The 12,456-nt window shown below is 75.3% G+C and carries 10 protein-coding genes; 3 read left to right on the top strand and 7 right to left on the bottom strand.

The annotated features are described in order from the left end of the window. Positions 1 to 13 precede the first annotated feature (13 nt). From AB0I60_RS00400 to AB0I60_RS00390, 3 genes are read right to left on the bottom strand one after another with little or no spacing between them, the layout of a single operon-like run. A complete protein-coding gene (locus tag AB0I60_RS00400) occupies positions 14 to 472 on the bottom strand; it encodes a hypothetical protein (RefSeq protein WP_360724555.1) in 459 nt (152 codons plus the stop codon). A 3-nt stretch (positions 473 to 475) separates the two neighbouring features. After that, the gene (locus tag AB0I60_RS00395) at positions 476 to 3,016 is read right to left on the bottom strand and encodes a nitrate reductase (RefSeq protein ID WP_360725736.1); all 2,541 of its coding nucleotides are present in this window, start codon (positions 3,014 to 3,016) and stop codon (positions 476 to 478) included. A gap of 59 nt (positions 3,017 to 3,075) precedes the next feature. Further along, positions 3,076 to 3,552: an MSMEG_6728 family protein gene (locus tag AB0I60_RS00390; RefSeq protein ID WP_360725735.1), complete on the bottom strand. Its 477-nt coding sequence runs from the start codon at positions 3,550 to 3,552 to the stop codon at positions 3,076 to 3,078. A 139-nt stretch (positions 3,553 to 3,691) separates the two neighbouring features. Between AB0I60_RS00390 and AB0I60_RS00385 the strand changes: the two genes are divergently transcribed. Next, positions 3,692 to 4,852, top strand: coding sequence for a cytochrome (locus AB0I60_RS00385; RefSeq protein WP_360724553.1), 1,161 nt, complete (start codon positions 3,692 to 3,694; stop codon positions 4,850 to 4,852). Between the two features lie 45 nt (positions 4,853 to 4,897). Here AB0I60_RS00385 and AB0I60_RS00380 read toward each other — a convergent pair whose 3' ends face one another. The 4 genes from AB0I60_RS00380 to AB0I60_RS00365 all read right to left on the bottom strand — a co-directional run bounded on the left by AB0I60_RS00380 (position 4,898) and on the right by AB0I60_RS00365 (position 9,676). Continuing rightward, complete coding sequence (locus AB0I60_RS00380; protein ID WP_360724551.1) at positions 4,898 to 5,935, bottom strand: glycosyltransferase; 1,038 nt, start codon at positions 5,933 to 5,935, stop codon at positions 4,898 to 4,900. Between the two features lie 170 nt (positions 5,936 to 6,105). Further along, positions 6,106 to 8,190: a xanthine dehydrogenase family protein molybdopterin-binding subunit gene (locus tag AB0I60_RS00375; protein WP_360724549.1), complete on the bottom strand. Its 2,085-nt coding sequence runs from the start codon at positions 8,188 to 8,190 to the stop codon at positions 6,106 to 6,108. After that, positions 8,187 to 9,176, bottom strand: coding sequence for a xanthine dehydrogenase family protein subunit M (locus AB0I60_RS00370; RefSeq protein WP_360724547.1), 990 nt, complete (start codon positions 9,174 to 9,176; stop codon positions 8,187 to 8,189). Before AB0I60_RS00370 ends, AB0I60_RS00375 begins: the two co-directional genes overlap by 4 nt. Further along, positions 9,173 to 9,676 carry a 2Fe-2S iron-sulfur cluster-binding protein gene (locus tag AB0I60_RS00365; protein ID WP_360724545.1) on the bottom strand — a complete coding sequence of 168 codons (504 nt, stop codon included), beginning with the start codon at positions 9,674 to 9,676 and terminating at the stop codon, positions 9,173 to 9,175. The genes AB0I60_RS00370 and AB0I60_RS00365 overlap by 4 nt, the downstream gene beginning before the upstream one ends. Before the next feature lie 426 nt (positions 9,677 to 10,102). Here AB0I60_RS00365 and AB0I60_RS00360 point away from each other — a divergent pair, with 426 nt between their 5' ends. Together AB0I60_RS00360 and AB0I60_RS00355 are read left to right on the top strand one after the other, a co-directional pair. Beyond that, positions 10,103 to 10,438: an STAS domain-containing protein gene (locus AB0I60_RS00360; RefSeq protein WP_360724543.1), complete on the top strand. Its 336-nt coding sequence runs from the start codon at positions 10,103 to 10,105 to the stop codon at positions 10,436 to 10,438. A 66-nt stretch (positions 10,439 to 10,504) separates the two neighbouring features. Beyond that, on the top strand, positions 10,505 to 12,337 hold the full coding sequence (locus tag AB0I60_RS00355) for a SpoIIE family protein phosphatase (protein WP_360724541.1): 1,833 nt from the start codon (positions 10,505 to 10,507) through the stop codon (positions 12,335 to 12,337). Positions 12,338 to 12,456: the final 119 nt, after the last annotated feature.

The raw sequence follows: 12,456 nt of genomic DNA, 5'->3' as shown, positions 1-12,456 counted from the left end.
CGGTCGTGCGAGGTCACCGCGCGGCGATGAGGGCCTGGGGCGCGGCCTGCTTGACGCGGGTCCGCAACCAGGCCAGTTGGCGGGAGGTGTCCTGCTCGCAGGAGGTGACCACGTCGATCAGTTCGCGGTCGCGCAGGCCCTGCGCCGCCTGCCCGACGACGGTCCACGTGATGTCGGCCAGGCTCGCCAACGTGTAGAGGTCCTGCAGGTCGCGCAGCAGGCCGACCGGGCCGCTGCGGGTCGATTCCAGGCCGGCGGCGTGCAGGCGCTCGGGTTCCGCCTCGCGGTGCTCGCCGTAGCGGCGCACGACCGGGGCCAGTGCCCCGGCCTGGCCGTCGGTCCGCGCGGCCAGGGTCTCGCACGTCAGCCGCACGTCGGGTTCCTCGCCGTGACCTCGGGCGACCTCGCGGAACGCGTCGGCGAGGGTGGTCAGGGACGTGTGCAGCAGTCCCAGGTAGGTGGCCAGGTGCACGGGTCAGCCCTCCGTCGCCGGGTGCGGCACGTTCGGCGTCCGCGCGGGTGTCGGGGGAGGGGCGGGCGGCTCGACCGGCGCGACGTCCTCCCGCACGTCGTCCTCGCCGGCCGTGGCGGGCACCGCGCGGACGCGGTGCGCCGTGCCGGCGTGCGGGGCGGAGGCCGTTGTGGTGGGCGCGGGCGCGGGGCCCTCGGCGTCGGCCAGCCTGGTCAGCCGGGCCGAGGCGAACTTGAACAGCGGCTGCTTGGACACCGGGTCCCACTCGGTGGCGGTCAGCTCGTTCGCGGCCCGCGTGTGCGGACCGCCGTCCCCGTCCCGGTCGCCGTGGTCGTCGTCCCAGTAGCCGTAGTGGAAGGGCACGAACACGACCCCGTCACGCCCGCGCCCGATCCGGGCCGGGGCCTCCACCCGCCCGCGTCGCGTCTCCACCCGGACCAGGTCGCCCTCCGCCACGTCCAGGGCGGCGGCGTCGGCGGCGGACAGCTCCACCCACGGGCGCGGGGCCGCCCGGTCCAACTGCCGGGAGCGGCCGGTCTTGGTGCGGGTGTGGAAGTGGTAGGCCGTACGGCCGGTGGTGACCACGAACGGGTACTCGTCGTCCGGCCCCTCGGGCGGCGGCGTGTACTCGGCGCCCTTGAGGAAGGCCCGCCCGTCCGGTCGCTGCGCCCTGTACTGCTCGGGCGGGGTGTTGCCGCCGGTCAGCAGGTCGTGGCCGAAGTCCTCGCACACGTCCGGGTGAGTCGGGAACACGCCGTCCGCGTACAGCCGGTCGCAGCCGTCCGGGTGCTCGTCGTCGCACGGCCACGGGATGCCGCCGGAACCGCGCAACCGGTCGTAGGACAGGCCGGTGTAGTCGCACGGCCGGCCCCGGCTGCACTCCCGCCACGCGTCGAACGCGCCCTCGGCGTCCTGCCACTTGACCAGCGGTGCGCCGTCCCGGTCCCGGAAGTCCATGCGGCGCGCGTAGTCGAGGAAGATCTCCAGGTCGGGGCGGACCTCGCCGGGCGGCTCCACGGCCTTGTCCGACAGGTGCACGGTCCGGTTGACGTTGGTGAAGGTGCCCTGCTTCTCGCCCCACAGCGCCGCCGGCAGCACGACGTCGGCGAACTCGGCGGTCTCGGTGCGGAACCCGTCCTGCACCACGACGAACAGGTCCTCGCGCGCCAGGACGCGGCGGATGCGCGCCAGCTCCGGCAGCGACACGGCGGGGTTGGTCGCGGAGATCCACAGAAACCGGATGGAGCCCTGTTCGGCGTAGCGCCAGATCTGCATGGCGTGCGTGGGCGGGGCCCAGTGCGGGATGGTCAGCGGGTCGACGTTCCACAGCGCGGCGAGCTGCTCGACGTGCGCCGGGTTGTCCCAGTTGCGGAAGCCGGGCAGGTCGCCGTCCGCGCCGGCCTCCCGGGTGTTCTGGGCGGTGGGCTGGCCGTTCATCTGCAGCACGCCGCAGCCCGGCCGACCGAGCTGACCGCGCAGCAGGTGCAGGTTGTTGACCTGGCAGGACGCGGCGGTGGCCTGGTGGGACTGGTAGAAGCCCTGGAGCACGGTGGACAGCACGCGGTCGGCGGTGCCGAAGATCCGCGCCGCCCGGCGCAGGTCGTCCGGGTCGACCCGGCAGGTGCGCGCGACGTGCTCGGGCGTGCAGGGCTGCACGGTGGCGGCCAGTTCGGCGTAGCCGAGGGTGTGCGCCGCGACGTAGTCGTGGTTCACCCAGCCGTGGGCGATCAGCTCCCGGACCAGGCCGTTCATCAGCGCCTGGTTGGTGCCGGGCAGCGGGGCCAGGTGCACGCCGCCGTGCTCCTCGGCGGCTTCGGCGACCTTGGTCCGGCGCGGGTCCACCACGACCAGCAGCGGGCGGTCCGGACCGGCCAGCCGGTCCAGCACGCGGGCCCACAGCACGGTCTGCGTCTCGGCCATGTTGTGGCCGAACAGGAACAGCGCGTCGCAGGAGTCGACGTCGGTGTAGCTGCCGGGCTGGCCGTCGGAGCCGAAGCTCTCCTTCATCGCGGCGGCGGCGGTGGCCGTGCACAGCCGGGTGTTGCCGTCCATGTGCGGCGTGCCCACGCCGGCTTTGCCGATCACGCCGAGCGTGTAGTACTCCTCCAGGAACAACTGGCCGCTGGTGTAGAAGCCGTGCGACAGGGGGCCGGTCTCCCGGAGCAGCGCTGTCGAGCGCTGCACGACCAGGTCCATGGCGGTGTCCCAGTCGGACTCGACCAGCTCGCCGCCGCGCCGCACCAGCGGGTGGGTCAGCCGGTCGGAGCGCTGCCACTGCCACGAGCCGTACAGGCCCTTCGGCCCCAGCCGCCCGTGGTTGACCACGTCGCCGGCCCGACCGCGCACCCCGACCATTCGGCCGTCCTTGACCGCGATGTCACAGCCGCAGCCGTTGCTGCACAGCACGCACGCCGACTGCACCCAGCGGTCCACGTCGGACTCCGCGACCCCTCGTTCGAGGTGCAGGTCCACCCGCACGGGCCACGGGGTGTCCCGGGCGTGCGGGGTGCGGGTGCCCCAGATGTCCGAAATGCGGTCGGCCACGAGGTTCTCTCCGTCCATCCGGGACCCGTTCCCGCTCGGCTACCCGCTCGGCGCGGTGGTCATGCGACGCGGCGGGCGCGGTCGGACGCCGGCCACACGTACGCCAGGTCCGGCGGCACGTCGGGGAACAGCGGCCCGTAGTGGGCGGGGTCCTTGCGCACCAGGGCGGAGCGGTGGCTGCGGTGCACGTGGTCGTCGCCCAGCCACGGGGGCAGCTCACCGGCGGCGGCCAGCTCCGCCTGCTCGCGCACCTCGACCTCGCCGAGGCCGGCGGTCAGGTCGGCGCGCAGGGTCGTGGCGCACGTGTCGGCGTGGCCGATGGCGCACCAGGCGGCGCAGACGTCCAACCCGTACCGCACGAGCGCCTCCTCGTACCCGGCCCACATGGCGACCGCCGGGTGGTGCCGCCAGCCGTAGCCGGGCACCAGCAACCCGCGCAGCACCTGGATCGCCTCGACCCGCTGCTTGCCCAGCCGACGGTGGTCGAGGACCCGCGCGGTGGCGACGAAGTCGGGAGAGGGGAGGAACGTCTGCACGCCCACCGGGTACCCGCTCCACCTCACCCAACCCCGGCCTGTTCGGAAGAACACCCTCGCGTCCGCGATTCCACATGTTTGCGAATCGCGCTGTGGGAAAGCTCCTACCTGTAACTGCGGCAGGCACGAGGAGGACGTCATGGCCGTGGCAAGCCGAGTGGACACCGGGCGCGCGTTCGGGAAGGTCCTGCTGCCCACGCTCGCCAAGGGTGTCATCGTGCGCCGCCCCGGCGTGATGGCGCTCGCCGAACGGGCCCAAGTGGACGCCACCGCCGTTGACACGATGCGGTCCTTCCGCACCCGCTACGGCTCCGCGCCGCTCCGCCTGCGGGTGACCGGGCGCAGCGTCGCCCTGCTCCTCGACCCGTCCGACGTGGCCCGCCTGCTCGACGGCTCGCCCGAGCCGTTCGCGTTGGCCACCCGGGAGAAGCGGGCCGCGCTGCGGCACTTCCAGCCGCACGGCGTGCTCATCTCCCGGGGTGCCCAACGGGAGCGGCGCAGGCGGGTGGTCGAGGCCGCGTTGCGGCCGGAGGGCCTCGACGTCGAGGAGGTCGTGCGGGACGAGGTGGACCTGCTCGTCCGGCACGTGCACAGCACCGGCGAGCTGACCTGGGACGGGTTCGCCCAGGGCTGGTGGCGCCTGGTGCGGCGGCTCGTGCTCGGCAGCGGGGCCCGCGCCGACGAGCGGCTGACCGACGAGCTGAAGAAGCTGCGCGGCGACGGGAACTGGGCCTACCTGCACCCGCGCCGGCGGGGCCTGCGCGAGGCGTTCGAACGGCGGTTGCGCGCGCACCTGGAGCGCCGCGAGCCGGGCAGCCTGGCGGCGACCGCGTCCGTCGACGACCTGGTGGACCAGGTGCCGCACTGGCTGTTCGCGTTCGACGCCGCCGCGATCGTCACCCTGCGGGCGCTCGCCCTCGGCGGCAGCGGTGCGGAGGGGATCCTCGAATCGGCACGGCTGTGGCCGACCACCCCGGTGATCCTCCGGGAGAGCACGATCGCCACCCGGTGGGGTGATGTGTGGCTGCCCGAGGAAACCACCTTCGTGGTGTTCACGCCGTACTTCCACCGGATGGCGGGCGACGAGTACCGCCCGGACCTGTGGCCGGCCGGCGGCCCCGCGCTGGTGCCGTTCAGCGGCGGGCCGGGCGTGTGCCCGGGGCGGGACCTGGTGCTGGTCACGGCGGGGCTGGTGCTGGACGCGCTGCGCGAGCACGTGGTGAGCCCGGTCCTGCACCCGCCCCTGCCCGCGACGCTCAACCACTTCGCCCTCCGCCTGCCCGTCCCGGCGCACGCCTGAGGAGCGGGCCCGGCGCGCGCTCGACCGGTCGCAGGCGGGCCGGGGTCAGCGGGAGGTGGTGGTGGCGACCGCCTTGCCGGAGGGCTGCCGCTTCGGGCCCCGGACGGCGGAGAGGACCGCTTCGAGCACCTGCTCGGTCGCGGCGGCGACGCGCTCGACCGAGTGCCGGACCTGGACGCGGTCCACGGCCGCCGTGCCGTACGCCTCGCGCCGGGCCTTCGCGGGCAGCAGGTCCCGCAACGCCCGTGCCAGGGAGGTGGTGTCACGTGGCGGCACGAGACTCCCCGTCACGCCGTCCACGACGGTCTCCACCAGCACGTCGGTGGCGGCGGCCACCACCGGCACGCCGCACGCCATTGCGCGCAGCGCGGTGGTCGGGTCGGGTTCGCACCGGGCCGGGCACACCACGACGTCGGCCGAGCGCAGCAGCGCCGGCAGGTCGGGGTCGGCCTCGAACCGCACCCGCTTCTCCACGCCGCAGACGTGGGCGTGGGTGGTCAGCCGCCGCCCGTCGGGCCCGTCGTCGCCGGCGGCGACGACGAGTTCGGCCTCGGGCAGCGAGCGCAGGGCGGTCACCACGTCCTGGAAGCCCCGGTCGGACCGGACTTCGCCGACCACGACCAGCCGGTGCCGCCGGTCCCGTGGCGCGGTGGGGCCGTCCGGCCGGAAGACGTCGGTGTCCACGGCGAGCGGCACCACGGTGACGTCGGCCCGCTTCACGCCCAGGCAGAGCAGGTCGGCCCGCTGCCCGGTGCCCACCGCGATCACGTGGGTGGCCTCGCGCCCGGTCAGCCGCTCTGCCCTGGTGCGCTCCGGGTCGCCGCCGGGACCCCCGACCGCGATCCCGCCGTAGGACTGGACCGTCGGCAGGCCCAGCTCGTGCGCGGCGAGCAGCGCGGGCACGCCGGCGGCGGCGCTGCGGGCGTGCACCACGTCGGGCGGGGCGAGGCGCCACTTGTCCAGCAGGCGTTCCGCCGTGCCGCGTGCCGCCGCCGGGACCTGCTCGACGTCCACGTCGTGCCCGAGTCCGGCGAGCGCGGCGTCCACGAGGTCGTCGGCTTCGGTGACGACGGCGATTTTCACGCGCCCTCCCAGGCGGCTGGAACTACGCTTGATGACGTACGCGTGACCGTGGGTTCCGGCCCACCATAGCGGCCACGCGGTCGCCTGCAACCAGACCCGGCACTGCGTCACCCGTCGTCACATCGGGTGCTTGACAGGAGGTTCCGCCCGTGCCGTCCTACCGGGACGGTTCAGCGGAGGAAGTGGTCGAGGGTGACGGGCAGGTCCCGCACCCGGACGCCGGTGGCGTGGTGCGCCGCGTTCACGACGGCGGCGGCCGTGCCGACGATGCCGATCTCGCCGACGCCCTTGGTGCCCATCGGGTTGGTGTGCGGGTCGTGCTCCTCGACCCAGTGCGCCTCCACGTCAGGCACGTCCCGGTTGGTGGCGATGTGGTACTCCGCGAAGTCGTGGTTCACCACGTGCCCGAAGCGCTCGTCGAGCAGGCTCGCCTCGTGCAGCGCCATGGACAGGCCCATGGTCATGCCGCCGACGAGCTGCGAGCGGGCCAGCCGGGGGTTGACGACGCGGCCGACCGCGAACACGCCGAGCAGGCGCGGCACCCGCACCTCCCCGGTGTCCACGTGCACCCGGACCTCGGCGAACTGCGCGCCGAAGGCGTGCAGGGCGTAGTGGTCCGGCGCGGACGGCTCGGGCGCGGACGCGCGCACCTCGTCGCCCTCGGCCGGGTGCGCGCCGAACTTCTCGCGGAACTCCCGCGCGGCGGCCACCACCGCCGAACCCCACGACGTGATGCCGGACGACCCGCCGGCCACGGTCGCCTTGGGCAGCGCGGTGTCCCCGATCCGCAGGTCGACGTCGGCGAGGTCGACGCCGAGCGCGTCGGCCGCGACCTGGGCCAGCGACGTCCACGTGCCGGTGCCGAGGTCGGCGGCCCCGATGGCGACGCGGTAGCGGCCCGCGCCGTCGGTCCGGATCGCCGCCACGGACCCCGGTGAGTGGTTCACCGGGTAGGTCGAGGCCGCCACGCCCGTGCCGACCAGCCACCCCGCCTCCTGCCGCGCGCGCGGTGCCGGGTCGCGGTCCGCCCAGCCGAACCGGCGGGCGCCCTCGCGCAGGCAGGCCACCAGGTTGCGGCTGGAGAACGGCTTGCCGGAGCCGGGCTCGACCTCGGGTTCGTTGCGCACCCGGAACTCGACCGGGTCGACGCCGCACGCGGCGGCCAGCTCGTCCACGGCGACCTCCGGGCCGAACATCCCGGGGCACTCGCCGGGGGCGCGCATCCACGACGGCACCGGGACGTCGAGCGCGGCCAACCGGTGCGTGTCGGCGCGGTGCGGCGCGGCGTACATGGTGCGGCTGGGCACGGCCGTCTGCTCGGCGAACTCCTTGAACCGGGAGGTCTGGCCGACGGTGTCCACCGCGACGGCGGTCAGCCGCCCGTCCCCGGCGCAGCCCAGCCGCACCCGGGTGATCGTCGGCGTGCGGTAGCCGACCAGGGCGAACATCTGCTGACGGGTGAGCGCGAGCTTGACGGGGGTGCCGGGGACGGCGCGGGCGGCCAGGGCCGCGATGACGGTGTGGACGTGCGGCGTGCCCTTGGCCCCGAAACCGCCGCCGACGTGCGGGCAGACGACGTGGACGCGCTCCGGGGGCAGGCCGAGCGTCTTGGCGACGGCCTCCCGCGTGGTGTACACGCCTTGGGTGGACTCGTACAGCGACAGCTCGCCGTCCGACCACAGCGCCGTGGTGGCGTGGGGTTCCAACGGGTTGTTGTTGTACCAGGCCGTCGTGTACGTGTGGTCGACCACGTGCACCGCCTCGGCGAGCCCGGCCGCCACGTCGCCTTGGGCGGTGTCGGTCTCGAAGCCGCCGTTCACCTCGTCCGGCGCGTAGAGGTCGTCCCGGTCGGCGCTGAGGTGCACGTCGTGCGGGCGCTGGTCGACCTCCACGCGGACGAGCGAGGCCGCGTGCCGGGCGACCTCCGGGGTGCGGGCGACCACGACGGCCACGGCCTGCCCCCGGAAGTCCACGTCGTGCGACTGGAACGCGGCCAGCTCGCCGTCGTCGGTGTCGGCCAGGCGCGGCGCGTTGTCCGGCGAGAGCACGGCCAGCACGCCGTCCAGCGCGGTGGCCCGCTCCACGTCGATCGAGGTCACCACACCCCGGGCGACGTCGGCCTGCACCAGCCACGCGTGGGCGGGGGAGTCGACCGGCTGGTCGTTCGCGTAGGGAGCGGTGCCGGTGACCTTCGCCGGGCCGTCGACGCGTCGCGGACCGGTGCCCAGCACCCGTGGTCGCAGCAGGTCCGTCATCGCGTCTCCTCGGTCAGGTCCCGCAACGCGGCGACGATCGTGTTGCGCGCCAGCGCGACTTTGAAGGCGTTGCCCGGCAGGGGGTGCGCGTCGGCGAGTTCGGCCGCCGCCGCTTCCCGGAACGCGTCCACAGTGGCCGGACCGCCGCGCAGCACGTCCTCCGCTTTCCGCGCGCGCCACGGTTTGTGGGCCACGCCGCCGAGCGCGATCCGCACGTCGCGCACCGCCCCGTCCGCGACCTCCAGCACGGCCGCGACCGACACCAGCGCGAACGCGTATGACGCCCGGTCGCGCACCTTCCGGTACAGCGAGCGCGCATCCCGGGGCAGCGGCGGCAGATCCACCGCCGTGATCAGGTCGGCGGGTGCCAGCACGGTGTCGCGGTCCGGTTCGTCGCCCGGCAACCGGTGCAGGTCGACCACCGGGATCGTGCGCGACCCGCCCGGACCGCTCACGCGCACCTCGGCGTCCAGCGCCGCCATCGCCACCGCCATGTCCGACGGGTGCACCGCCACGCAGTGCTCCGACGCGCCGAGGACCGCGTGCCCCCTGGTGTGCCCGCCGATCGCGGAGCACCCGGTGCCCGGGACGCGCTTGTTGCACGGCGTGCCGAGGTCCTGGAAGTACGCGCACCGCGTGCGCTGGAGCAGGTTGCCGCCGGTCGTCGCCAGGGTCCGCAGCTGGCCGGACGCCCCGGACAGCAGGGCCCGCGACAGCACCGGGTAGTCCCGCCGGACCGCCGGGTGCGCGGCCAGGTCGCTGTTGCGCACGGTCGCGCCCACCCGCAGTCCGCCACCGGGCAGCTCCTCGACCTGATCCAAGGGCAGCCGGCTGATGTCGACGAGGGCCTCCGGCTCGGCGACGCCGAGCTTCATCCGGTCGACCAGGTTCGTCCCGCCCGCCAGGAACACCACCGCCGGGCGCTCCGCCACGGCGGCGACCGCGCCGTCGACGTCGACCGCCCGCCGGTACTCGAACGGGATCACCGGGCACCGTCCCGGACCGCCGCCACGATGTTCACGTACGCCCCGCAGCGGCACAGGTTGCCGCTCATCCGCTCGCGGACCTCCTCGGCCGACAGCTCGACCGGGCCGGTCAGGTCCGGCGTGACCGCGCTGGGGTGACCGGACCGGACCTCGTCCAGCACCCCGACCGCCGAGCACACCTGGCCGGGCGTGCAGAAGCCGCACTGGAACGCGTCGCGCTCCAGGAACGCCTCCTGCACGGGGTGGGGCTCGCCGCCCTCGCCCAACCCGGCCGCCGTGGTGATCCGCGCCCCGTCGTGCGCGACCGCGAACGACAGGCACGTGACCGCGCGCCTCCCGTCGAGCAGCACCGTGCACGCCCCGCACTGGCCGTGGTCGCAGCCCTTCTTCGGCGCGGTCACGCCCAACCCGTCGCGCAACGCGTCGAGCAGCGTCGTCCGGTTGTCCACCCGCAGCCGTCTGATCTGCCCGTCCACCTGGAGTTCGACGTCACCGTCCACGAGCGTCCCCTTCCGTTGCGCGTCTCGCCGGTCGTCCGGTCAGCGGTTCGGGGGAGGGGGATCGGGCAGGGTCGGCGGTGGCGGGGCGGGCGTCGGCGGGACCGGCGGCTCCGTCGCAGGAGGACGATCCGGGTCCGGTGCCGGTGGCCGTCCCGGGTCCGCCGGGCGGGACGGCTCCGGCCGGGTCGGCACGGGCCCGGTCGGCGGCTGGGTCGGCGGGGGCTGGGTCGGCGGGGGTGGCGTCTCCGGTGGCCGGGCCGGTGGGGGTGGCGTCGGCTTGGGCGGGACGGGCTCGGGTCGGGCCGGTGTCGGCGGGGTCGGCTGCTCCACGGTTCTGCTCCTGCCTGCGAGTCCACTCGGCGGCGGAATACCCCGTGGCGCGGGGTTCACGCCCGCGCGGCTGCGGCGAGGTGAAAAGGTGTCCGCGTGGACGACTCCCGCCGACACCCGCGCACCCGGCCCGCGACCGAACCCGCCCAGGTCCGCGTGGTGGCCGTGAGAGGCGAGATCGACGCGGCGTCGGCCGTCCGGCTGGGCGAGGAGCTGCTCGGCCTGCCCCCGGGCGGCCCGGTGGTGGTGGACCTCCGCGAGGTGGGGCACCTGTCGGCGGCGGGCGTGCGGGTGCTGCGCGGGCTGGCGGGCGGTGGCCGGTTGGCGGTGGTGGTGGGACCGGCGGCGGCGCTGGTGCTGCGCGCGGCGGGTGGGCACGACGTGTTCGACCTGCACCTCTCGCTGGAGGACGCGACGCGCTCGTGGTCCTGACCGTGGTGTCGCCTCGCGGTGGGCGGTGGGGGAGGATCTGCGCAGGGGCGCGGTCTGGGAGGCGGCATGGTTGGGACGGCGATGGACGGGGCGGGCGGTGGCGCAGCGGGTTCGACCGTCGCCGCCCTGCGCGGTTTCGAGCATTCGTCGGTTCCCCTGGTCGTGTTCGGTAAGCGCGGTGAGACCCTCGCGGTGAACGCCGTGGCGCGTGCGTTCCTGTCCCGGGACGTGTCCGGTCGCTCGGCGTTCGACGTGCTGGAACGTCCGCCGGTGGCCGACGGGAAGCCGTTTCGCGCGCGCGAGTGGCTCGTGCGGCTGGTGGACGCGGACGGCGTCGCGATCTCGCGCTGCCTGGACCTGGTGCTGGTGCCGGTGGCCGGCGGGGTGCTGGCGGAGCTGGTGGACGTGACCCCGACCGGGGAGGGCGACCGCCGCGCCGACAGCCCGGACTCGGCGCAGCGCGCCCTGCTGCCGCTGTCCCTGCCCGTGGTGCCCGGCGTGGAGCTGGGCGCGGGGTACCTGCCGGCGGAGCGCGAGGTGGCGGCGGGCGGTGACTGGTTCGACGCGTTCGTCGTCGGGCACGGGCGGGTGGCGCTGGTGGTGGGGGACGTCGTGGGGCACGGGGTGTCGGCGGCGGCGGTGATGGGCCAGCTGCGGGCGGTGCTGTGCGAGCGCCTGTCGGCCGGCCGCAGCCCGGCGGAGGCCCTGTCGGACCTGGACGCCTTCGCGGCGCGGGTGCCCGGTGCGCGCGTGGCCACGGCGTGCGTCGCGGTGCTGGACCCGGTGACCGGCGAGCTGGTTCACGCGACCGCCGGTCACCCACCGCCCCTGGTGCTCTCCCCTGCGGGGCACCGGTTCCTCGCACCGGCCGGAGGCGGCCCGCTGGTGACCGGCTCCCGGTACCGCGAGTCGTCGGTCGTGGTGGGCGAGGGCGGGACGGTGCTGCTGTACACCGACGGCGCGGTGGAGCGGCCGGGCCGCACGCCCGCGCAGGCGGAGGAGGAACTGGCGGAGCTGGCGGGCGCTCGCCTGGCCGGTCCGGTGGCGGGGTCGGCGGGTCGGCTGTGCGGGTACGTGGTGGACGGCCTGGTGGCGGAGTCGGGGTACTCGGACGACGTGACGGTGCTGGTGGCGCGACGGCGTCCGGTGGTGGCCGGCTGGGACGCGCGCCTGCCGTCGGTGCTGGGGTCGATCGGCGTGGTGCGGCGGGGCCTGGCGGGGTGGCTGGGCGGGCTGGGGCTCGACGCGGTGGGGGTGCTGGCGGTGCAGCACGCGGTGGGCGAGGTGGTGACCAACGCGGTGGAGCACGCGCACCCGGACTCGGCGGAGGGCGTGCACGAGTTCCGCGTCGAGGCGGAGCTGACCGCCGACGGCCGGGTCGTGGTGACCGTGGCGGACGACGGCGCGTGGCGGCGACCGGTCTCGGACCCGCACCGGGGGCTGGGCCTGGCGATGGCGGCGGACCTGGTCGACGAGCTGGTGGTGACCCGGGGACCCGGCGGGACGACCGTGCGGGTGGTCGCCGCCGCGACCAGACCCGCGCAGGTGATGGCGCTGCCCGTGCCCGCCCGGCAGGCGGAGCGAGAGCCGGAGCCGTACGTGGCGGCGTTGACGGCGGACGACGCGGAGGCGACGTTGGTGGTCCGGGGCGCGGTGGACGTGACGACCGCACCAGACCTGCGGGACACGTTGTTGAAGGTGACGGCGGCGGGTGCGGCGTCGCGGAGGGTGGACCTGGCGGGGGTGACGTTGTTGGCCAGCGCCGGGGTGAGCGCGCTGCACGAGGCCAGCGGGCGGTGCTCGGCCAACAGCCAGCGCCTGACCTGCACCGCCCCTCCGGGCAGCGTCGCGCACCACGTGCTGGACCTGGTCGCCCTGCTCGACCCGGACGAGCGGTGACCCCCGGACCCGCCGCGGCGGCGTGACCGCCGGCTCCGGTCACCACCGGTGACCGGATGCCCCGGACGGGTCGGTGATGTGTCCGCCACACTTCCCGCGCGGGCGGTTTGCCGGCCTTC

It is taken from the genome of Actinosynnema sp. NPDC050436, assembly GCF_040655415.1.
GTDB lineage: Bacteria > Actinomycetota > Actinomycetes > Mycobacteriales > Pseudonocardiaceae > Actinosynnema.
Note: the sequence above shows the minus strand (reverse complement) of the source record. Positions and strands in the feature narration are given on the sequence as shown.